We start from the raw sequence: 21,907 nt of genomic DNA, 5'->3' as shown, positions 1-21,907 counted from the left end.
CGTTTCTACTCTATGTTTCTCAATGACAACGAAAAGCGCCGAATGTGCTTACAAGACGCTTGAAAGGTTAGGGATCTGCGTTTTAAACCAGGCGATGGTTTGGCGTAGCCCCTCTTTCTTCTCGATCCTGGGTTCCCAGCCCAGTACCCGGCGAGCCTTGGTGATATCCGGTCGGCGGCGTTCTGGATCATCAACACGCACTGGCTCAAAGAGGATGGTTGAGCGTGAGTTGCAAAGCTTAATGATCTCATGCGCATATTCAAGCACCGTATGCTCGTTGGGATTGCCCAGGTTGAAGACCTCACCCTGCGTATTCTCGCTAAACATGGCACGCATCAAGCCATCGATGAGATCGCTGACATAACAGATGCTGCGCGTCCTACTGCCATCTCCATAAATGACGAGTGGTTCATTTTTGAGCGCCTGCGTAATGAAGTTTGGAATCATGCGGCCATCATGAATCTGGCTATTTGGCCCATAGGTGTTGAAAATACGCACAATACGCGCATTAACGTTATACTGGCGCACGAACTCCATGGTCAATGTCTCGCTCAGGCGTTTGCTCTCATCATAACATGCGCGTGGTCCAATGGGGTTAACGTTGCCCCAGTAGCCCTCAGTCTGCGGATGAACCAGGGGATCACCATAGATTTCGGAGGTGGATGAGACCAGGAAGCGGGCGTTGTTTTTGCGCGCGGCTTCGAGCATACGATGCGTGCCCTGGGTATTGACCAGGATGGTCTCGATAGGGTGCTCCATATATCCAATTGGGCTTGCTGGACTGGCCATATGGAAGATGGCGTCTGCCTCATAATCGAAAGGCTCGGTCACATCGTGCTGGATGAATTGAAAATTCGGATGAGTGCGTAAATCATCGATGTTGCGTGTCGATCCTGTAATACAGTTATCGGCGCATAACACGGTGTGCCCTTCGTCGAGCAAACGCTTACAAAGATGGGAGCCAACAAAGCCCGCTCCACCAGTAACTACGATTTTCAAAGAAGTAAACCTCCACGGTTGGGATAACGTTTTTGCCAGTGACGTATCTTTATTGTACCTTAATGGGTAGACGAATTGAGTATGTTCGATATCGGTAACACGCTTTAAGAACGCCTTATGGATATATTTCGATGCATGAGTTTTTCTGGTGCGGCATTTACCCTCTGCCGTGTTATGTTACCTCTATCTGCACAAGAAATACAAATAAACGGTGTGGTTATGCCCACCGCACCAGGCTCTCTTATCTTAACGCTTTTTGGGACGTGACTCAAGTGTTAGCTCTGGCACTAGCCATTCAGGTCATAAAATCCCTCCGAATATGCCTGTTTTGAGACAAAAGCGTACGTTGTGTCGAATTGCATCAGTGAGTAGGGGGAGCAGCGTGCCTATTCTTGCACCGCTTCTGCGCGAGCAAGGCGGTGTTTCCAGGTGCGATAGAGCGCCTCATCTCCCCAACTCAAGAAGCCACTGGTCGTAAAGCCGTGGACGAGCGTGACCGCCAAAAGCGAATGGGGTCCCGGAAGAAGCAAGTAGACCAGGCTGAAAACGATGCCCGCCAGACCGACTCCCCCCACACTACGCCAGTTCCATTTGCCCAGGCGATGATAGAGGGTATAGACCGCCGTACTTACGAGCCAGCCCCAGCCCAGCCAACCAGTCCATTGCGTGACGATCGCCAGGAGGAAGCCACGAAAGAAAAGCTCCTCCACTGGCGCGTTAATAAACAGGTAGAAGAAGCTCTGAAAACACTGGTCGCTTGCAGTCGGCCAGCGAAACCAGGGGCCGACAACGTTCATCCGGTAGAAAATGGCAAAGATCGCCATGCCAATCCCTACTAGCAGGCCAACGAGGAGGTGTAGTGGCACGTGCGTCAGCGTGAGTCCCAGAAATGAGAGCGGCAGGTGGAAAAAGGCGATATAGAGGAGCGGAACAAGGCTCATAGGAATAATCCGCATAAGCAGGTCGGGCCACATCCAACGCCAGCTAGTGGCGACGGTGGAGCGCACGAGTTGCGTTGATTTGGCGTTCGACACGCGTGAACCTCTCCTTGGTAAGAAGATCTCTTTTTTCTGGGTGACAGCAGCCATGTGATACACTTACTTTCTATACTTGCGTTAACAGAGTGTTAATAGAAGTTTAAGTAGTGTAATCAAACTCAAGCTATCTGTCCAGGGGTTAACTAATTTATCTTATGCATTTTTTGTAGGTGTGATGTCTGCTGGCAGCCACAGGCTGCCAGCAGACATCACACCTAACAAATTAACTAAATCGATGGGTAAGTTGCTCCAGTCCCTCCTGGATCTCCTCATGCGAAAAGTTACCTGCTTCCAGGTCTGGAGCGCTTTTATTATTGAGTCGTTGATAAAAATCTCGCCCCTGCTGGAGCAATGTCTGGTCACCGGGCGCCTCTTCCAGTAATTCAAACAACGTATCTTCGGCCTGGGCATAGAAGCCCAGGTGTTCCAGGTAGCGAAAGAGCAGCTGTCTGGTGGACACAGGCAAGGTATATTCATCCAGGGTGTGGATAAGCATCTGGATATCTTCGCGTAAAATCTCCACTTCCTCAATAGGCTCATACTGATGAACATAGAGCAGGAGATGTAGGGCCTTGACCGCGCGGTAGTAGCTCTCCGTGGTGTTTCCTATATCCTGGTAAATCTCGCCTTCAGCCTTGAGAAGCACTGCCGCCCAGAGAGCTGCATCAACGTTGGGGCGTCCAAGGGGGGAAAGTACCTGGATCAGGGTCTCCTCGCTGAGCGAGTTGAGAAAGCTGGAGGTAAGACCGGTGGCTCTGAACAGTTCTTCGTCAACGCGTAATAATGCCTCTTCCTGCTGATTGTACTCACGTAAGCGCAGGACAATCGCCAGGGTGCGCCCCAATTTCTCGGCCAACCGCAAGATGTAGTCTCTATTAACCATGTTTTCCTCCAGGCTTCCCCTGGCTTACTCTATGTGTTTCGAGAGAAGGGTGAGTGTGTATGGGGAGCCGACTTCAGCCAGCTCCCCATACACACTCACCCTTCTCTTCTTCATTACGCCAGTTTCGCGATAGCCTCTTGCAGGCGCTTGAGACTGACCTCGCGACCCAGTACCGCGAGCATATGGAACAGGGGCGGTGTGGCGTTGCTCGCGCTAACCGCAACACGTACCGTGCCAAAGAACTGCCCCGGCTTGAGTTCAAGCTTCTGCGCTAGCTCACGCATTGGCGGCTCCAGGGTCTCATGATCCCAGTGCTCAATGCTGGCGAGCAGGTCATGGGCATGCTGAAGGGCATTGCGTGTGCCCGCCGCGTCCATCTTCTTCTGAATCAGCATGCTGGCATCATACTCCAGGTCCTTGAGATAGAAGAAGGCGACGGCATGGGCGGCCTCACCCAGGGTCTTGAGGCGCTCTTGCTCCAACTCAAGCACCTGTTTGGTGTAGGCACGGTCCAGGGGACGCTGAACGCTGTCGGGGAGTCCACCCTCTGCCTCGGGGCGTTCCATATAGGGCAGCGTACGCTCCACCAGCTCATCGAGCGAGAGTTTGCGGATATAGAGGCCATTCATCCAGAGCATCTTATCCGGATCGTAGATGCCGGAGGAGACGCTGACGCGATCAAGCGTAAAGGCCTTGATCAACTCCTCTTTGGTGAAGATCTCCGTCTTATCATCATAGGCCCAGCCCAGCAGTGCCATGAAGTTAAAGACGGCCTCGGGCAGGTAGCCATCGCGCCGGTAATCCGACCAGGATGGCGCGTTACGCCGCTTGCTCAGCTTCTTCTTGTCATTGCCCAGAACGTTGGGCACATGATAGAGCAGGGGCATCTCCCAGCCCAGGACCTTGTAGAGATAGACGTGATACGGAGACGTCGAGATCCAGTCCTCACCACGCAGGACATGTGTAATCTCCATCAGGTGGTCGTCGATTAGGTGGGCCAGGTGATAGGGCGCCAGGCCATTGGTTTTGAGAATGATGATATCATCCAGGTCGGCGTTCTTAAAGCTCATGTTCCCGTGCAACTGGTCGGGAACGATTGTCTCGCCCTCCTCAGGCATCGCCAGGCGCACGGTATAGGAGAGGCCCGCGGCGTCGTTGGCCGCGCGCTCTTCCGCGCTCAAGTTGCGGCAGTGGCGATCATAGCGCGGTGGCAGCTTTTTGGCCGCGCGCTCCTGGCGCACTCGGTCGATGCGTTCGGGTGTGCAGTAACACTTGTAGGCATGTCCTGCCTCGATAAGCTGATTGGCATAGTGCTGGTAGAGGGCCTTGCGCTGTACCTGGAAGTAGGGACCATAGGGGCCACCTACAACCGGGCCCTCATCATAATCCATGCCAAACCATTGCAGCCCTTTGATAATATCTTCAACCGAACCCTCCACTGTGCGTGCTTGATCGGTGTCTTCGATACGCAGAACAAACTGCCCGCCGCCGTGGCGCGCGAATAGCCAGCTAAAGAGTGCTGTCCGATAGCCGCCGATGTGCTGAAAGCCAGTGGGACTGGGAGCAAAGCGCAAGCGCGGCGGGCGATTGGCTGGTAGCTTTGCCTGCTCCTGCGTCCGGTTGTCGATTTGTGTCATGGAAAAAACTCCTATTCAACATGTCTACTTACCGCGTTATTGTAGCATAGTTAGCCTGTTGCTGTGTAGCATCTGCACATATTTCGTGTCGTGCGATTTTTCCGTGCTTGCTTGTCTCATCACACTCCTGCTATAGTACAGTCTAATCACTGAGCATATTTTCTTTGGAGTAGGACGGACGGCTTACTCTGCATGCATATTTCTTTTGCTAATCGTTATATAGGTATATCTATCGACAGCTATCATAGAAGAGGGGAATACACACGATGTCCTCATCCCTGGTATCTTTAACGACGTTGCTCCCTGATACCGCGGCAGTCTCGACCGACGATGTTTTGCATATCGCGGGGCACGCGCTGCCCGCGCTGGCTGAGCAATACGGTACACCACTCTATATTTTTGATCGCGCAACGATTGCGCACGCCTGCCAGCGCTACTTTCAAGCCTTTGAGCGCTACTACCAGGCATCTGCTGTGCGCATCCTCTATGCCTCCAAAGCCTATCTCTCACCCCTCGTGGCGCGCATCATTGCCGAGCAGGATATGGGGCTGGACATCGTCTCAGGCGGTGAATTGACCGTCGCACAACGCGCGGGCTTCCCGATGGAGCGTATCTCCTTTCATGGCAATAATAAATCGACCGTAGAGCTGAAACTGGCTTTGCAACTGGGCGTTGGGCGCATTATTCTGGACAACTGGAGTGAACTGGAGCGCCTCACGCACCTGGCTGATGAACTGGGACAGCGCCCGGCGGTTCTGCTGCGTGTTGCTCCCGGTGTGGAGACCGATACCCATCGCTATTTGCAGACGGGCCATGCCGCCTCTAAATTCGGTTTCCCCTTGCAGAACGGAGAGGCAAAAACGGCGATCCTGCGCATCCTTGGCGAGGATAAGCTTCACCTGGTGGGCCTGCACGCGCACTCTGGTACCATGCTGCGCGAAACACGTCCCTATGAAGAGTGTCTCGTGCATTTGCTCTCGCTGGCGAAGGCCATCTATGACGAGACGCAATGGTGGCCAGAGGAGGTCAGCCCGGGCGGTGGCTGGGGCATTGATACTCCTGATCAACTTGGGACGCCTGGACTTGACCAGCTCGCCCAGGCCTTGCAGCACCAGATGCAAGTCATGCTGGCGAGCATTTCTAATGGCACGCTGCCCGCCCCCACGCTCATTCTGGAGCCTGGGCGCTCAATTGTGGCGCGCGCGGGCGTGGCGCTCTATCGCATAGGTGCCCTGAAGGCGACACCTGCTGGCACGACCTATCTGTTTGTGGATGGTGGTATGGCAGACAATATTCGCCCGGCCCTCTACCATGCGCTTTATACCGCTCTCCCCGTTGAACATATTTCCGTGCCAGGAAGTGTTGACTATTGCGTCTCGGGACGATATTGTGAATCAGGCGATATGCTCATTGATAATGTGCGTCTGCCTGCCATGCGTGAGGGCGAACTTCTCCTCTTGCCGCTGGCGGGCGCGTATTGTCTCCCAATGGCAAGTAACTACAACCTGGTGCCACGACCGGGCGTACTTTTAGTAGAGGAAGGACGTGTGCAGGTCATGGAGCGGCGTGAAACATACGACGATATTCTTGCCCGTTATCAGGAGAGCTAGCCAGTTTCGATTATGGATGTTGGTGGTTGGCGGCATCAGGAGTCGCGTAAGAAGAACGCTGGAGGCATTATTATGAACTACTGGCAGAAGTTAACACGGAAGCCCGAACAACAAGTTGATGACCATGATATGCCCACAGAGCCGGTGCCCTACCCTGAAGTTGTGCCTGAGCCAGGCTATTACGGCCAGGGATATCAGGAGCCAGGCGTTGATCCGGGTCTCTATGATGATCGCACCATCGCGACTCCGCCACCACCGGCCAGCCATGCTCCCCGCGCTGGTGGGAGACGTCAAATTGTGCCACCGCCCCCACACATGCAGTGGCAACCACCAGCCTACGCAGGCTATGCACCTCAGCCCCAGCCTGATCGCTATGCGCACCCGCAGCCAGCATATACTCCGCCCGCAAGAAGAAGGGGGCCGGAGGGATGGAGGTTACTGCCCGGATTTTTTGCCATCTTTCTGGTCATAGTACAGCTATTACTGTTCGCCCGCTTCGTGATGAGGTTTCTCCTCCATATACCTGCTGATCAGTCGTGGGTGGCAGCGCTATATACGTTTAGCACCGTTTTTCTCGTCCCGGTTCAGTTGCTGGGGGCACAGGTGCATCTTCCATTTACGGTGGATCCTGAGCTATACGCGTTGCCTGCCATTATAATCTATGGCGTCCTCTCGCGTATCCTGGTGAAGCTTCTCCGGTTTATTGTGCGTGCGTTTTGAGCTGACGTGAGGGCGACCACCTGGATATGTTCCTCATTGAACGGCTGGAGGTGGTCTCATCAACTTATATCCCGAGAGGCGTTAATCCTTGCCGAACTCGTCTAAGACATCCAGACTATTAATGAAGTCGCGATAGGCATCAAGGTTTTCATCTTCCTTCATGCTCTGGACATCGTTCTCTTTTTCAGTGGGAGACTCTTCGCTCGTTTCAAGCGTTACCCCAGCGCGCTCAAGGACGCTCTCATCGATATAAATGGGAGTCTTGGTGCGTACAGCCAGGGCGATAGCATCGCTCGGGCGAGAGTCGATCTCAACATGTCTGCCCGCGACATCAAGGACCAGGCGCGCGTAGAAGATCTCATCGATCAGGTCAGAGATCACAATGCTTTCCAGGTGAGCGCCAAGTTCTCCAATGACGTTTTTGAGCAGGTCATGCGTAAGTGGACGCTGGGAGGTGGCTCCTTGAAGTTCGACGGCAATAGCGTATGCTTCGGCATGAGCTATCCAGATGAAGAGATAGCGCTCTTGCTGTGTTGCTTTCAAGATGACCACTCGCTGTTGCGTAGCCAGGTTGATTCGCACGCTCTCAACTGTCATCTCTACCATAGTATTTATGACTCTCTCTTTCGTCGCGAAGTCCGTCGCATACCTTACGCCTCTATTGTACACCTATCCAGATCACTGACGCAAATCAGAACGCTGTCTATTTGTGTCTTTCCTTGCTATCGTGCCTCTTCCTGGCACTCTTGAGAGCAGTATAGCAAACCCGGTATCTACCTCCAAACTCATCTTTGCAAAGCAGGGCTTTCTAATGCTCATGAGTATGGGGAGGAGGCTCTTTCTCAGGAGCGCCTTCGCTATGCTTGCCTCGGGGTAAGGGGATGTGGGTGGAAAATGGCTAAGCCATTTTCCACCCACATCCCCTTACCCCAAGGCAAGAACTGGAAAGCCCTGCTTTGTAGGGATAGAGCCTCGCGGCATAAGCCTTCAGAGTAAAGAGTGTGTGGATGGCAGATGGGTATGTAGCCCATCTGCCATCCACACACTCCCCCTAAGCATACAGCTGAGTACGAAAAAATATTCGAAAATTCCGTTCAAAAAGCCTTGTTTTGCCTATAGGGTTATGGTATCATGGTTTTGAATGGCCGTTCTAGTATCAGGGGGCGGATGAGATCGTAGACAATCGTCTTTTCAGAAAGGCAGGAGATCGTTCTATGTCGATAGAACAAACCAGCGAAATACAGCGGAAAATGTATGAGTTTATCGTCAATTATATGAAGCGTGAAGGGATGCCACCGACCAACCGCGAGATCGGGCGGGAGCTGGGCATCGCCAGTACCGGGCATGTAGACTACCATCTGACCATGTTGGAGAAGAAGAGCCTGATTATCCGCCAACCCAAGAAGAGTCGCGGTATCAAGCTGGTCAAGCAAGATGAGTCGGTTCCAGCTGGCATTCCGCTCGTAGGTACGATTGCCGCTGGCGAGCCTCTAGACATCTATGCTGATGGTTCGCAGCGTATCGATATGGGGCGCGACTTTATCGATAGCGAGAACTGCTACGCACTTATCGTCAAAGGGCGCTCAATGATCGAAGATCATATTTGCGATGGCGATTACGTGGTGATTCAACCGCAGCACATCTGCCAGAATGGCGATATTGTGGTTGCCGTACACAAATTTGAAGGCGAGAGCGGTAGCGCGACCCTCAAACGCTTCTTCCAGGAAAAGGATCATGACCGGGTTCGTCTGCAACCCGCCAACTCAGAACTCGATCCCATCCTGATTCCCAAGAGCATCTGGGATCGCGAGTGGGAGATTCAAGGCAAGGTTGTCGCTATCTTCCGCCAGTGCAAACCCGCTGCTTAGATCTCTCTTGATCTCTTGCCCCTGACCCTGTGGCAGGCGCGTCGCAATAGGTACTGAAGCCAGAATGTGTATCTTCAGTACATCGATTGCGGCGCTTTTTTTCGTGATGTATGCAAAACAACCTGTCTCTTTGCGAGAACATTCAAGCCCGTGTTCAGTGTGACAGGGACGCTTGCCTGGCCCTGATACGACTTGCTTCTATTCCCTGTTCGCTTTGCCTATGCTTGGATTTCCCCTTGTTCTCTGCTCATAAATTTGCTATACTGGTCTATGTACTTCCCTGGAGTGTCGCTGTTCTCAGATATTCTGGAGCCGACACCACTCGCGACGGCTCGGAAAGGACTCGCTAATCATATGAAGGCGGTTGCCGCAGCGTTGGTACTAATCGCAGGTGCCGCGGTTATTCTTTGGTTTGGTAATACGCTCAATTCCTGGGTGCTAGGTGGGCTGATTGGCGGGTTGGCCGCGCTCCTGTTAAGTATTCCCATCTCCCTCATCATATTCTCGTACCTCTCGCGTCGTCATGAAGAGCAAGAACACCTGCATGCCGAAGTCTATGAAGAAGATACATTCTTTGAGGATGATGGTTATGTGCGTCCGCGTCTTGCATCTCGCCAGATGAAGAGGGTATACGAGGTTGAGAGCTATACGCTTCCGGCGCCTTCCGCTATGAATGAAGCTGAGGTGATGCAGCGTCAGCGTTCCACGCGCCAACTTCCAGCCCCTACTTCGCAGCGTCTACCCATAGCAAAAAATACGCGAGCTACCTCGACCTCCTTGCAGCGTGTCCCACCTCAGGAGGCGACGCGCAACGTACCTTCCAACCCACCAGCCGAAGGACGAACCACTTCCATGCGGCGCCCCCTCTATCCTGGTTTTCCCGGCTATGAGCCAGGCTCTCCACAGAGTCGTCATCGTTCGCAAGCTCTGCGAGCAGCCCGTATAGAGGCATTTCAGCAGGTAGATGAAGAGGATGAGGAGTTGGATTTCTCGCCTACACAGCAGCCGCGCCGCTCTACCACATCCTCACTGCGCGCAAGCCAGGCCCTCTCATCTCAGCAAGAGCATAACGTTGAACCGACGCGTCGCAGCTCGCAACAGCTAACCAACCAGCGGCAGACGCGGAACAATCGACAGGTCGGTGACCCCCATCCCTCACGCGGCGCAAACCAGAGGGCCCTCCCCGCGGCTGGGGAGTCCTCAGCCTCAACGCGTCGCACCTCTGCCCAGTTACGTCGTCGCCGGACCGATTTCCTTGAGCAGGGAGAGGAGACGGAAACGACAAACGAGCGACAGACGCGTCAGACACGCCTGGAGGGTGGCAAACCCACAGGCAAACCCACACGCGAACTCTCCCGTAGCGAAAACTTTAACCGTCCCCTGGTACGGCGCGCGCCCTATATGTATGAGGACGATCCCCTACGCGAGGAGCTGACACGCCAGCTTGAGCAGCCCACCAAACGGCGCTCCTCACTGTATGAACCAGAGGACTTTGACGACGAAGAGGATGAGTTTTAGCCTTTTTGGCGGTGGCAAAACACGCTATAAGTCCCACGTGATCTGGTCTCTTTTCACAAAATATGCTAGTATTGGTCAAAAATGTACCTAGCTATGTGAAGGAGGCCTTTCTCTTGTTAGGCAATATTACCGATCTGTTATTTCAAATGATAACAAACCTCTATGTGTCAACGGGCGTACTGGGCATTGTCCTGGCCATGGCCATTGAGAGTTGCTGTATTCCGCTTCCCAGCGAAATCGTTATGCCCCTGGCCGGTATTTTGATTTCTCGTGGCGCTCTACTCAAAGGTGTCGATACCCCCCTGGCAATTGTGCTTGTCGCATTGGCCGGTGCCATTGGCTGCTTGCTTGGTTCAATGGTAGCCTATTATATCGGCTATAAAGGCGGTCGTCCTCTTATGCTCAAGTATGGACGCTATGTCCTGATCTCGCAGCATGATGCGGACAAGGCCGATGCCTTCTTCCAGCGTTGGGGTAGCGCCACGGCGTTCTTCTCACGCCTCCTTCCCGTAGTGCGTACCTACATCTCGCTACCTGCTGGTATCTCGAAGATGCCCTTTGTCCGTTTCTGCATCTACTCGTTTCTTGGATCTTTCCCCTGGTGTATCCTGCTGGCATATCTGGGCCTGATCCTTGGTGATCATGTTGATCAACTCAGTCCATACTTCCATGCCTTTGATGCTGTGATCCTGGTGCTACTCGTGGTCTTGATTGTCTTGTATGTCTGGCGCCATGTGAAGAATGATCGTAAGGCCCGTGCCGAGCACGCCACCGCCGAAGCTTTGGCAGCACAACAGCCCGCTCAGCCCGTGGCTCCTTCCGCTGGTCCCTGGAACCAGGCTCAGCAGCCCCAGCAGTTCCAGCGTCCCCAGCAGCCTCCTCAAAGCTGGTAATAAATATTCCGATAGGTAATGTGAGAGGTCCCTGGCAGCCGCAAGCTGCCAGGGACCTCTCACATTACCTACCAGGCGCGAGCAGTCAAGCTAAAACTTGTACAGGAAGCTGACTAACGGCGTGTGCGTAGCGCCTGGGTGAGCGATAAACCAAGCTGGCTGAGGCTCAACAGGCCAAGGAGAAGCATAATGAAAGCCGCCAGGGGATGCGAGAAGACAAACATCGCCAGGACGGGCGCCTGGTCGTAGTGAAGCAAGCCTGAGAAGACCAGCACACCAATCACCTCATTGCTGCCCAGCTGTCCCGGTGGCGTAGGCAGAATGCAGAACATGTTATAGATGGTATACCCGAATAACGCTATGCCCAGGGGGATAGGTATGCCAATCGTCCAGAAGGCCAGCATCGCGAAGATGCCATCACAGGTCAGGGCGATGCCAGTCAGTAGAAGCGCCCGCAGAAAGTCTCCTGGATAGCGCATACACTCCAACCCTGTATCCATACACCCCAGCGCGAATCCCTCCAGCTTCGAGCGCAAAGGGCCTGGAAATATACCGCAAACCTTTTGCAGGGCAGCCCGCGCAAGCTGGCACTTCCAGGCAGTGAAGAGCACCAGGCCGATTAATCCTAACAGAAGTCCGCTTACCAGCCCCAGAATACCCCATAACGGCAGGCTCATATGCAAGCCTGGTAGAAAAGGTGCCATGACAATGATGACCAGGGCGGGCAGCAGGTCGCATGCCTTATCCATCCCCACCGTCGGTAAAGACCTGCTTACAGGCATGCCGGTCACCCGCTTCAGTAACAGGCTCTTGCTTACCTCGCCCCCCTGGATTGGAAGCAGAAAATTGAGCATCACGCCAATCCAGTAAATCCGCAATACAGTTAGATAGGGAATATTCTCACTACGACGCAAGAAGAGTCGCCAGCGTAAGCTACGCACACTAAAGGCCACGATAAAGGCTAGCGCTGCCCCTGACGCGCAGAGCAACCCCTGCCAGGTCTCCAGGCTCTGTCGCAGGATCGCCAGCGTCACCGGAAGATCAACAACACGCGTAATAAGCACCAGCAGCATAGCCCCGGCGCAAAGGCCTAGTCCTACCTGAAGTAGTAACGCCCTCCTTGAGGAAACACGTTCTGGCGTGATTTGTCCTTTGGCTTCACTCTGTGAGCCTGCCAGTGCAGAAAGCGCCTGCTCAACCTCAGGCAACAGGGGCAGACAATCCTCCGTGCGCGGAATCGCTGTGGGATACGAGGGGGAGATATTACTGGTAAATGGAGATGTAGATTTCACCTTTGTCATAGACTACCTCACAAAAAAACAACACTTCCACATATATAAGTTTAATTACAGCAAACGTAACACGTTCTTGAGACACAGGTCAAACGTATAGGGCAAAAGGATAGTCTAGCAAGCCTTGCATGCACGTCATTTGGGTTAGTGGTGTGATGCCGGTTGCCTGCTGAATCTAAGGGCGCATATTGATAACTAGGACTATAGGTACCCGGCGTAGCCAAGCCGATTGCCAATCGTTAGAATAAGTACTCAGAGAAAACTGCTTCAGAGAAAACTGCTAAGGAAGGGTTATAAATATCTTGACGCTCATCAAAAAAATCTGGGAAAAGCGCTTTGTAAAGTTCGCTCTGATTGGCCTTATTGGTATTCCTATCAACCTGGTAGCGCTGAAATTCTTTCTCACGGTCTTTGCCCTGATCGGCTTGCGTGACAACTGGCTCAATGTCGTTGCCCAGGTATGTTCTTTCGAAGTAGGCACCATCATCAATTTTGTGCTCAATCAATTGATTACCTACCGCGACCAGATGCCTACAACGTTTAATGCCTGGGTCGTGAAGAGCATCAAAGCCCAGGTCGCCAATATGTCTGCCTTCCTGGTGGCAACCCTGATCAGTCTCTTCTTCTCTGTCGTCGTCCATATCGACCCTTATGTGGCCAACACCCTGGGCATCATCATCAACTTTGTCTACAAGTTCCTGGTCTCTGACCGCTTCGTCTTCCGCGTCAAGCCCGTCGAAGCCATCGAGGATGCCACCGTCGTAGTACCCAATGAGGAGATGCCCTCACACTGCCAGACGACCCCCACCAATAGCTAAGCATATTGCTTAATAGATAGCCAAAACGACGCAAAAGCGAGGCGAACCGCATATCATGTCATACTGCGGCTCCCCTCGCTTTTATGTTCCCAGGGACTCTTTATCGCTGACGATGTATCCATTGGTGGTGAAGCGAATTTGTATGATCCTAACCTCTAAGATGTCAAAATGGATGTCAGATTTTCGGTGGTGGTACAAACAAGTAGGATATGGTAGAGTGTGGGGACAATCAATTTTCAAGAAGAGGAGCCTTCAATGGTGACCATTCCCCTGCATTGTCCCCACTGTCAAAGCGAGATACTGGTACGCAATGGGCATGCTCTCAATGGCAAACAGCTCTATCGCTGCCGCTCATGCGGACGTCAAAGCCGCGAGAACCCCACGCCCCATGCCTATCCAAAAGCCCGTCGTGAGGAGATTCTCTCCGCCTATCAGGAACGCAGCCGTTTGCGCGGCCTGACCCGTACGTTTGGCGTCTCGCGCACCACCGTGTCTCTCTGGATCAAAAAAAAGTAGCTCAGCTTCCTCCTTTCAGCACGACTGTATTGGCTCCTGACCCAGAAGACGCTGCTTCCTGCACACTGGAACTGGATGAACTGTGGTCGTTTGTGCTCAAAAAAGTCAACCAGATCTGGGTGTGGATTGCTCTGTGTCGCAAGACGCGCCAAGTCGTCGCTTATGCGCTGGGTGATCGGAGTGCAAAGACGTGCCAACGTTTGTGGGAGGCGATTCCGCAGGGGTATCTGCAGGGGCACTGCTTTACTGACTTTTGGGTGGCATACTCGGCGGTCATCTCTGACGAGCAGCATACTGCTGTTGGCAAAGAAACCGGAGAAACAGCCCATGTGGAGCGCTGGAATAATACGCTGCGCCAACGTCTGGCTCGTTTTATCCGCATGACGCTCTCCTTTTCCAAGTCGGTGATCATGCATGAGGCCTGTTTGCTCCTCTTTCTTCACCGCTACAACCGTGAACGGGCGATCCTTCTCATGTGAGCCACTACCCATACGGGTTCCTGACTGCTCGGCTGCCTATGAGATCCTTCGCTCGCGCGGAGCCGAATTTATCGCCCCACCTACCCATTACAGCGACGAGACACGGGCCTTCTTCCACGATCCTGATGGACATCTCCTGGAGATCTGGGAGGCGGGGGAAACCGAAGCGCGAAATGGATGAACGCGTTTGAGTGAGTTGATCACAGTGGAACTGGCCCGCTTTAGTCGTGTGGGGGAATTGCTGATTGTTCTGGCTGGCGTGTGTGGAGCAGATCCAGATCACTGACAAGGGTTTCGTCATCGCGCATCTCGCGCTTGTTTTTCGGTATATGCCTGTAACACGTGAAGGCGAGAGGGCTGAAGCATCTCAATGGAAGAAACATCGGCAAAGGTAGGATCATTCTCTGCTGCTGCCACAAACATCCAGCTATCTGTTGGTAAAGCCTGTGATCCCCTTCCTTCAAGCAGAGAGCCAAGTGTGCCAAGCAAACGCGCCCGCACTCGCGTCCCTGGAGAGAGGCTGACACTCGCCAGCAGCAGGATGGGGATCTCCTGCCGCCCTTCCAGCCGAAACGAGGCCAGGTTCGCAGGCAATCCTGGCGAAGGCCGTAGCAACACCAGTCAGACGCAGGCAAGCGTGTTCACGGCCCCAGGTATAGATGGTGCAGGTAGCATGCACTTGCATAATCTGCACATCAAGCGTAAGCGCGGTGGCTGGTCCGCCTGGCGCACGCCATCTCTACTCTACATGTCTTTCATGCATGTGTTGCTTCTCTCCTCTCGCAATCAGGATACCCAGGGGAGAAAGGGGAGCCATGTCTTTCCCTCATGGCCCTTAATTTGTACGAATTGGTAAATTGGGCCTTCTTTCTCCATGATGCTCAGAGGATGACTATTGAGTGGTCGGCATTACAATCACCACATCCGAGGCATTGAATGTTCCTGGATAGCTGTTGTTGTTTCTCAGGTCTTTTGACCAGGCAGAGATGGATTGCCCTTCCGCTAGATCAGAGAACGAGGCACGTTGCGCTGATCTGCAATTGGTACCATGTTGACGAAAAAAATGGGTCGTCCAGTCCGTCCTGACAATGGTATGATCTCGGCTTATGCCAGGATGGATGGGTGCTCCTGGCGTGTAGAGCTTTATTTGAGCAAACCCAAAGGTTTGCTCTATGGAATCAATCACTCCGCGACCTTGCCCCATTTGGTCACAGGGAGGGCTGGAGTTTCTCCAGGCAGAGACGCCTAGGAACGAGGCGAGAATCAGGATGGCGACCAGCGTAAGCCAAACCTTTGGCGATTTTGCTCGCTGCATGTCTTCTTCCTCCAAGAGACGATTCTTGTGAACAGTCGGAGCCTTCCACATGTACAAGACGTTGTCACACCAGCAGAAGTTCCCAGTCAGCTCCCTCCTGTGCGAGCGGTCGCCACAGTGTTCTCACGGTGAGTCGAGCTTCGCTCAGCGCGAACCCAATTTACCACGAATTATTTTGAGGAGGTTCTCGTATCAATGGATGTCAAAATGGATGTCAAAAGCTTCGATTCGTGGTTTGGTGAAGATAAGCTAATGTGTATAAAGAAAGGCTAGAAGCGGGTTAACCTAACCTACTTCTAGCCTTTCCGTTGGTGGAGATGGGGGAGAGTTGAACTCCCCGTCCAACCAGTCCTACTGGAGAATATGCTACAGGCTTAGCCGATGTTTTTGCTTTCCGTGGTGGACTCCCATCGACCGGATTCCTCTACGGTGGCCCTCTGGTCTTAAGTGGTCGTTAGAAGACGGTGGCGACCACAGCAGCCCATGTAATTTGGCGCCCTTTACTAACCCCGTGGACGAAAGTTAGGAGGACGACGACTCACTGGTTATTAAGCAGCGAGAGCGTAGGAAGGTGTTGCTGTTTTGGCAACTATTTTTTGCCGGTTGTTTAACGAGATGTGCTGACCGGCACCTCGGCCTGCAAATCTTCAATCTGACCGCCTGTCGAAACCCGACATCCCCAGATGAAGCAGCCCTTACGCTTCAGCTCGAATGAGCTTCTTCGTAGGAAGATAGTATATCATACTCACTACTAAATAACAAGCTATTTTGGTGTCTTATTCCGCTCTGGGAGGCGCCGCTTATCTCCTCGGGATCCTCGACGACCAGCTGGTTGTTCGCCTAGTCCTCCAGGTTTTTGAGGAACTGGTCGAGCTTGACGATGAAGCGCTCGTGCGTGCCTTCGCCGATCTTCTGGCGCTCGTCGTAGGCTTCAACCTGAAAGACGAGTCTGCGCCCGTCTATCTCGTGCAAGGTGGCGACGGCACGCACGTTCTGGCCCACCGGGGTCGCGGCCAGGTGCTTCACGTTGACCAGGGTGCCTACGGTGACATGCCCTTTGTCCAGTCCTGGCGCGACGGCTTGCCAGGAGGCATTCTCCATTAACGCGATCATCATCGGGGTGGCAAAGACTTCAACTCCTCCCGCTCCCACGGCGGCTGCTGTATTCTCCGGCGTGACGAGGGTGCTGATTTCAGCGGTCATACCAGGTGCAAGTGGCATATGCAAGCCATCCTTTCTGAAGTGATGCCTATACTATAACATATGCCGCATTTGCTCCTACCTGTATAACTCTGCCTTGCTCAAGCGCGTGAGCCGGGCAAGAGGTTAGACGTTGCCGAAGATGAGGGCCGCGATAAAGACCAGGACACCACCACCAACGACCTGGAGGGTCGAGAGCAGCCAGCTGGTGCCAAAGTAGCGATGGCGGATGGCGGCGATAAGCACAAGCTCAAAGGCGACTACGATGTAGGCCGTGACCAGGGCCACGCTGAGGTTACCAATCAAGAAAGGGAGCGTGTGGAGCGCGCCGCCGAAGAAGGTCATGATTCCGGTGATGCTGCCGCGCACAACGGGGCTGCCACGCCCTGTTAGCTCGCCATCATCTGAGAGCCCCTCGGAGAGGGCCATGCTGATGCCCGCACCTGTGGCGGTCGCCATACCAATCAGAAAGGCTATAAAGGGATTATGCGTGGTGAAGGCCGCGGTAAAGATGGGGGCCAGGGTGGAGACCGAGCCATCCATCAGTCCTGCCAGACCAGGTTGGACGACACGCAGGAGGAAGTTATGCGAGGAATCATCATTCCTGCGTATGGCCTCGACAATGTCGAGAATCTCCTCTTTTACGGTCATCTTCGCGGGAAGTTGTGGCTCTTTCTGTTCAAGCACCGGCATTTTGGTCTCTTCTGTCATCGCTTCTTCCTCGTTGTCTATCTATGGATAACGTTCTGGCTGATACAAGCTAGAGCGCTTTTTAGTCGTGTGTCTTTCCCGTGCATTGCGGACAGGTCCCATAGAGGCGTAGCTCATGTGAGCGGAGCGTAAGCCCGGTCGCCCGCGCTGCCGCCAGGAGCATCTCCTGTGGAAGCTGGATCTCAACGGGTACGTCGAAGAGCGCTCCACACATGGTGCAGATGGCGTGATCATGGCGCTCAATATGCGCGTCATAACGGCAGCCCTCTTCGGTTCGCCCCAGTTCCTTAATATATCCACGTTCCGCGAGCTGGTGAAGGATGCGATAGACACTGGCCAACCCGATGCGCGGACGCAGGCTCTTCACTGCATCATAAATATCAAGCACGGTCGGGTGATCAGCTCTCCGCACAATATCAAGCACGGCTTGCGCGTTCGCGTTCAGTTTCTCTCGCATGATTGCTCCTTAGCTTGCCCTAATCCCATCTGTTAGGCTCACCTAAAAATGAGAATCATTCTCATTTTTATAAAGGTATGATACAACCTGGAGTCTGGCTTGTCAAGATGAGTACTATAACCAGTACAAGGCTTCACACGCCAGGCCAGGCGCCAAATGGCCCTTTTGGTTGCAATAATAGACCAGGGGGCGAGGAAAACTTATATAATGTTTGAGGAGGAGACAACCTTCAGGTTGTGTGGCAGAGGGCGTGTGCCTTCCCTGGACATATCCAGCTGGAAGGCTGTGAAATAGAATGTAGGAGTTCCTTGTATGCAGATTGCCGGACAAATGGCCTGTGTCGCGCACCGTGGGGGAGCGCGACTGGCGCCTGAAAATACCTTAGGGGCATTTCGCAATGCCCTGGCTTTAGAGGTCGATGCCGTTGAATTAGATGTGCAGATGAGTCGTGATGGTCAGCTGGTGGTCTTTCATGATAATACGCTTGAGCGTTTGACTGAGGGGCATGGAAACTTGCTAGACCGGGATTTTGCTTATCTGCGTTCACTCAATGCCGCTGCCCACTTCCCGGGTGGCTGGTCGGAGCGTGAGCAGATCCCAACGCTGCGCGAGATCCTAGAACTGGTGAAGGGGCACGCACGTGTGTTGATTGAGTTGAAGTCCAGTCAGCGTGATGGTGTGTATGGTCGTTATCCACGGATGGTGCCTGCCGTGCTCGAAGATCTCCAGATTATGAAGATGCTCGACCAGGTCTTGCTGATCGCCTTTGACTGGGAGCTGTTGGCCGAGGCGAAGCAGCGACAGCCAGAGGTCGAGACAGGCCTGATCCTTTCAAGCGAGGTATGGGATGTGCAGGCAGAGGGCTGGGTCGCGGGTGCCTGTATGCGAGCGCGTGAACTGGGGAGCGCGTGGATTGATATTGATCACCGCCTGTTGACGCCAGAGAGTGCTCAGATCATACGGCAGGAGGGCCTCCACCTGGCCGCCTGGACCGCGAATACACCTGAAGATATCCAGCATTGTCAGGAGGTGGGTGTGGAGGCGCTTGCCACGGATCGCCCAGATCTGATGCTACGGTCTTCAATGCATGTATAGTATGTTATCGCGCTTCTCCATTGTTGCGTGCCCTCAAAAAAGGGATGCATAGGCTAAAAGTTATTGTCAGTACCCTACGGCTAAAGCCGAGGGCTTGGAGTTGTGTCTGAACTCCACCTCAATCCAGCATACCGTTTCAGGCGTGCGGCTTTGGCTTCATCGTCCGACACATCAGGGCGTACTGACAAGAGGCCCGTTCCTATCCAGTCTTGCCGGAGAAGAAGCGTTCGCATCGCAATGTTTCTTGCACCAACCAGATCGGCATGGAGCGTGTACTGACAATTCTGACAGACGAAGAGCAATCCTTTGTTGGGTCTATTCTCTTTGCAGGTGTGCCCACATTTGGGGCACGCTTGCGAGGTAGAGTTGGCATCGACCTTGATCGCCATACTTCGATGTAAGAGCGCTTTATAGGCAATCATGCTATGCAACTCAGCGAAGGACCATTTGGAGAAGGTACGATTGGCTTTGCGCTGTTTTGCATTTTTGCCTTTGCGTCGTTTGGTACGCTCTCGAATGTCTGTCAGATGCTCCAGTCCAATCAAGCTTTGAGGGTGCTGTAGGACAATCCGCTTACTCACGACATGATTGGTATTCTGCTTCAACCGTCTCTCTCGTCCACTGATGGCAACGAGCCTTCTTGTCGCTGAACGAGTGCCTTTCTTTTGCAGACGTTTTCTCAGTCGTGCGTAGTGGTTTGCCTTGGGGACAATCTGTTTGCCTGAATGGAAGGTGCAATCCCCTTGCATCGTCGCCGTGACGGCAAGGTATCGCATCCCCACATCCACTCCGGCGACCTGCTTGTGTGTTTCAGGTGTAGGATCAGCCGTCTCAATTGCAAGAGAGACAAGGAGGTAAAATTGTTTCTTGGGCTTGTCATACCAGAGTTTCGATGCACCAATCTCCGCTCCACGCTGGATCAATGCCACATGCTTATTGTAGCCAGTATAGGGCACGATAACACGTCCCTCAAGGGTCAGGATGCTCACCTGCTGCTCTTTCTTGAAGGTGTAGTCTTTCTTGTACTGATAGGTCAACGTGGGGGAGATGAACTTGGGAGCCTTATCAAGCCCTTTGTAGCGTTTCTTGGTCTTCCCTTCCTTACGATGAACAGCATTGTTCTTGACCTTTGTCCAGAGGGTTTTATACGAGGCTCCAACTTGGCGAGGAACAGAACAGGCCATTTGCGAAGGCAGATGAAAACGGAGGCGGATCTCTTCGTAGGTGGCATCTTGCAAACGAACAGCATTGCTCATCTTGCCATGCGCAAAGGCGTACTGGCTCACATAGTTGAGAGAATCCCGATACGCCAGTTGCGTTGTACGTAATGCCTTGAATTGCTCGGGCGTTGTATTCAATTTGAGTTTCGCTGTTACTACCGTTTGTATACGCTAAATTATACCATAGTTTTCATCTGACTGTCAATAATACATGAGCAGATGAGAGAATGTCTACGGCGTATTCCACCCAAGCCACCGACAAAGGAACGCCGCAGGATGCCCCATGCCTGAAAGGGCAGGGGCATCCTGCGGCGTTTTGGGTGAATCGTACTATAGATGTGTCTCGTTTTCCAGGTAGCGCGTTTTAACTTATTGCCTAACCTGAGTGCGAAGCGCTCGTCACGAGCACCTCGCCCCCGAATGGGTGGTTGGTCACTGCTGAAAGAAGCCATGAGGGCAAAGGTACCATCGCTTTATGATGCTTACAGGTGCGTATGCTATAATAGGTCCCGATTGGAGAGACTGACGAGCATGAGCCGCAAGTAAATACATGCAATTTTTCTGTTTGAGTAATGATGGTTATTAGTGGAGTACACGAGGCATGCAACAGACACAAGTACCTATGAATGTGCCAGCTGAAGCTGCACCTGAAGAAGCGACTCCCGCTATTGATTTAACGATAGTTGTGCCAGTAAAAGATGAACAAAAGAGCGTTAGAATCCTATTTGATAAGCTCGCGGAACAGATTGGCCAGCTAGGCAAGAGCTTCGAAGTCATTTTTATTGACGATGGTAGCGTTGATGACACCTTTGAGGAGCTGAAAAAGTTACGCCTGGAGCATCTCGGCGTTGTGCGCATTGTTCAGTTCAGGCGTAATTTTAGCAAGACGCCTGCCCTGGTGGCTGGTTTTAGCCGGAGTCGTGGCCAGGTTATCTTTACCATGGATGGCGACTTGCAGGATGATCCCGAGGAAATTCCCCGTTACCTGGCGAAGTTGGATGAGGGCTATGACCTGGTAACGGGTTGGAAGTTTCCACGCCTCGACCCAATCTCCAAAACCTTCCCCTCACGCATCTTTAACTGGATGGTGAGCACGATGACTGGCGTCCATTTGCATGATATCAACAATGGTTTCAAAGCCTACCGTCGTGAGTTAGTTGAGGATCCGCATCTCAAGCTGTATGGCGAGTTCCATCGTTTTGTGCCTGTTATGGCCCATTGGCGTGGCTTCAAGGTTGCGGAGATCAAGGTCCGCCACCACCCACGCAAATTTGGTGCATCTAAGTATGGCTTCCGACGCTTTGCCCGTGGCTTGATTGACCTCTTAAACGTGCTCTTCCTGACCTCATTTGTGCGCACCCCACTGCGCCTGTTTGGCCCACTTGGTTTCTTTACGCTCTTCCTGGGCCTCCTTATCGATATCTTTGTGGTGATCCGCAAATTTACGCTCAATCAGCCTATTCATGATCAGCCCCTGCTGTTTGTGGGTATTCTCCTGATGATCTTTGGCGTGCAGTTTATCTTGACCGGCCTACAGAGCGAAATGATTCGCTACTACGCGTTCCGGCCCGATGAAGAGTATAGCATCAAACAGGAACTGAATTAACCAGATGCACGATGTGTGGGTGTGACGGCTCGC

Annotated in this window: 22 protein-coding genes and 1 other RNA gene; 11 read left to right on the top strand and 12 right to left on the bottom strand. The window is 53.1% G+C overall.

What is annotated here, in order from left to right; genetic code table 11:
- Positions 1 to 48 precede the first annotated feature (48 nt).
- From KRAC_RS21225 to gltX, 4 genes are all read right to left on the bottom strand, one after another.
- Positions 49 to 999 carry a UDP-glucuronic acid decarboxylase family protein gene (locus KRAC_RS21225; RefSeq protein WP_007910602.1) on the bottom strand — a complete coding sequence of 317 codons (951 nt, stop codon included), beginning with the start codon at positions 997 to 999 and terminating at the stop codon, positions 49 to 51.
- A gap of 386 nt (positions 1,000 to 1,385) precedes the next feature.
- The gene (locus KRAC_RS21220; RefSeq protein ID WP_007910601.1) at positions 1,386 to 2,033 is read right to left on the bottom strand and encodes a CPBP family intramembrane glutamic endopeptidase; all 648 of its coding nucleotides are present in this window, start codon (positions 2,031 to 2,033) and stop codon (positions 1,386 to 1,388) included.
- A 226-nt stretch (positions 2,034 to 2,259) separates the two neighbouring features.
- Entirely contained in the window at positions 2,260 to 2,919 is a 660-nt protein-coding gene (locus KRAC_RS21215) for a DUF6483 family protein (protein ID WP_007910598.1), read from the bottom strand.
- A gap of 113 nt (positions 2,920 to 3,032) precedes the next feature.
- Positions 3,033 to 4,556, bottom strand: coding sequence for a glutamate--tRNA ligase (gene gltX, locus KRAC_RS21210; protein WP_007910595.1), 1,524 nt, complete (start codon positions 4,554 to 4,556; stop codon positions 3,033 to 3,035).
- Between the two features lie 266 nt (positions 4,557 to 4,822).
- Between gltX and lysA the strand changes: the two genes are divergently transcribed.
- Entirely contained in the window at positions 4,823 to 6,166 is a 1,344-nt protein-coding gene (gene lysA, locus KRAC_RS21205) for a diaminopimelate decarboxylase (protein WP_007910592.1), read from the top strand.
- Positions 6,167 to 6,238: 72 nt separating this feature from the next.
- Entirely contained in the window at positions 6,239 to 6,886 is a 648-nt protein-coding gene (locus KRAC_RS21200; protein WP_007910590.1) for a hypothetical protein, read from the top strand.
- Positions 6,887 to 6,967: 81 nt separating this feature from the next.
- Here the strand turns inward: KRAC_RS21200 and KRAC_RS21195 are convergent, their stop codons facing one another.
- A complete protein-coding gene (locus KRAC_RS21195; protein ID WP_007910588.1) occupies positions 6,968 to 7,492 on the bottom strand; it encodes a bifunctional nuclease family protein in 525 nt (174 codons plus the stop codon).
- A 608-nt stretch (positions 7,493 to 8,100) separates the two neighbouring features.
- Here KRAC_RS21195 and lexA point away from each other — a divergent pair.
- The 3 genes from lexA to KRAC_RS21180 all read left to right on the top strand — a co-directional run bounded on the left by lexA (position 8,101) and on the right by KRAC_RS21180 (position 11,165).
- Positions 8,101 to 8,754, top strand: a complete 654-nt coding sequence (gene lexA, locus KRAC_RS21190; RefSeq protein WP_007910586.1) for a transcriptional repressor LexA — start codon at positions 8,101 to 8,103, stop codon at positions 8,752 to 8,754.
- A gap of 354 nt (positions 8,755 to 9,108) precedes the next feature.
- On the top strand, positions 9,109 to 10,272 hold the full coding sequence (locus KRAC_RS21185) for a hypothetical protein (protein WP_007910585.1): 1,164 nt from the start codon (positions 9,109 to 9,111) through the stop codon (positions 10,270 to 10,272).
- A gap of 113 nt (positions 10,273 to 10,385) precedes the next feature.
- Positions 10,386 to 11,165 carry a DedA family protein gene (locus tag KRAC_RS21180; RefSeq protein ID WP_211221307.1) on the top strand — a complete coding sequence of 260 codons (780 nt, stop codon included), beginning with the start codon at positions 10,386 to 10,388 and terminating at the stop codon, positions 11,163 to 11,165.
- A gap of 113 nt (positions 11,166 to 11,278) precedes the next feature.
- Here the strand turns inward: KRAC_RS21180 and KRAC_RS21175 are convergent, their stop codons facing one another.
- Positions 11,279 to 12,466, bottom strand: a complete 1,188-nt coding sequence (locus tag KRAC_RS21175) for a lysylphosphatidylglycerol synthase transmembrane domain-containing protein (RefSeq protein WP_007910581.1) — start codon at positions 12,464 to 12,466, stop codon at positions 11,279 to 11,281.
- Between the two features lie 293 nt (positions 12,467 to 12,759).
- Here KRAC_RS21175 and KRAC_RS21170 point away from each other — a divergent pair, with 293 nt between their 5' ends.
- The 4 genes from KRAC_RS21170 to KRAC_RS21150 all read left to right on the top strand — a co-directional run bounded on the left by KRAC_RS21170 (position 12,760) and on the right by KRAC_RS21150 (position 15,126).
- A complete protein-coding gene (locus KRAC_RS21170; protein WP_007910580.1) occupies positions 12,760 to 13,275 on the top strand; it encodes a GtrA family protein in 516 nt (171 codons plus the stop codon).
- Between the two features lie 255 nt (positions 13,276 to 13,530).
- A protein-coding gene (locus KRAC_RS69185; RefSeq protein WP_420795805.1) for an IS1 family transposase occupies positions 13,531 to 14,270 on the top strand; the annotation gives its coding sequence in 2 pieces (ribosomal slippage) (positions 13,531 to 13,786 and positions 13,786 to 14,270; 741 coding nt in all).
- A complete protein-coding gene (locus KRAC_RS79610) occupies positions 14,206 to 14,451 on the top strand; it encodes a VOC family protein (protein WP_083814769.1) in 246 nt (81 codons plus the stop codon). Before KRAC_RS69185 ends, KRAC_RS79610 begins: the two co-directional genes overlap by 65 nt.
- Positions 14,452 to 14,748: 297 nt before the next feature.
- Positions 14,749 to 15,126 carry a hypothetical protein gene (locus KRAC_RS21150; protein WP_040443970.1) on the top strand — a complete coding sequence of 126 codons (378 nt, stop codon included), beginning with the start codon at positions 14,749 to 14,751 and terminating at the stop codon, positions 15,124 to 15,126.
- Between the two features lie 36 nt (positions 15,127 to 15,162).
- Here the strand turns inward: KRAC_RS21150 and KRAC_RS21145 are convergent, their stop codons facing one another.
- The 5 genes from KRAC_RS21145 to KRAC_RS21130 form a co-directional block, all read right to left on the bottom strand.
- Complete coding sequence (locus tag KRAC_RS21145) at positions 15,163 to 15,585, bottom strand: hypothetical protein (RefSeq protein WP_007910574.1); 423 nt, start codon at positions 15,583 to 15,585, stop codon at positions 15,163 to 15,165.
- A 309-nt stretch (positions 15,586 to 15,894) separates the two neighbouring features.
- Positions 15,895 to 16,266: a transfer-messenger RNA gene (ssrA, locus tag KRAC_RS66320) on the bottom strand.
- A 159-nt stretch (positions 16,267 to 16,425) separates the two neighbouring features.
- Entirely contained in the window at positions 16,426 to 16,806 is a 381-nt protein-coding gene (locus KRAC_RS21140; protein WP_007910564.1) for a thioesterase family protein, read from the bottom strand.
- A gap of 105 nt (positions 16,807 to 16,911) precedes the next feature.
- Positions 16,912 to 17,496 carry a VIT1/CCC1 transporter family protein gene (locus tag KRAC_RS21135; RefSeq protein WP_007910563.1) on the bottom strand — a complete coding sequence of 195 codons (585 nt, stop codon included), beginning with the start codon at positions 17,494 to 17,496 and terminating at the stop codon, positions 16,912 to 16,914.
- A gap of 61 nt (positions 17,497 to 17,557) precedes the next feature.
- A complete protein-coding gene (locus tag KRAC_RS21130; protein ID WP_007910562.1) occupies positions 17,558 to 17,953 on the bottom strand; it encodes a Fur family transcriptional regulator in 396 nt (131 codons plus the stop codon).
- Positions 17,954 to 18,265: 312 nt separating this feature from the next.
- Here KRAC_RS21130 and KRAC_RS62135 point away from each other — a divergent pair, with 312 nt between their 5' ends.
- Entirely contained in the window at positions 18,266 to 19,048 is a 783-nt protein-coding gene (locus KRAC_RS62135) for a glycerophosphodiester phosphodiesterase (RefSeq protein ID WP_007910561.1), read from the top strand.
- An 80-nt stretch (positions 19,049 to 19,128) separates the two neighbouring features.
- Here the strand turns inward: KRAC_RS62135 and KRAC_RS21120 are convergent, their stop codons facing one another.
- Positions 19,129 to 20,436, bottom strand: coding sequence for an RNA-guided endonuclease InsQ/TnpB family protein (locus KRAC_RS21120; RefSeq protein WP_040443969.1), 1,308 nt, complete (start codon positions 20,434 to 20,436; stop codon positions 19,129 to 19,131).
- Between the two features lie 433 nt (positions 20,437 to 20,869).
- Here KRAC_RS21120 and KRAC_RS21115 point away from each other — a divergent pair, with 433 nt between their 5' ends.
- Positions 20,870 to 21,874, top strand: coding sequence for a glycosyltransferase family 2 protein (locus KRAC_RS21115; protein WP_007910559.1), 1,005 nt, complete (start codon positions 20,870 to 20,872; stop codon positions 21,872 to 21,874).
- The last annotated feature ends 33 nt before the right edge of the window (positions 21,875 to 21,907 follow it).

Source organism: Ktedonobacter racemifer DSM 44963 (genome assembly GCF_000178855.1).
GTDB classification, from domain to species: domain Bacteria; phylum Chloroflexota; class Ktedonobacteria; order Ktedonobacterales; family Ktedonobacteraceae; genus Ktedonobacter; species Ktedonobacter racemifer.
Note: the sequence above shows the minus strand (reverse complement) of the source record. Positions and strands in the feature narration are given on the sequence as shown.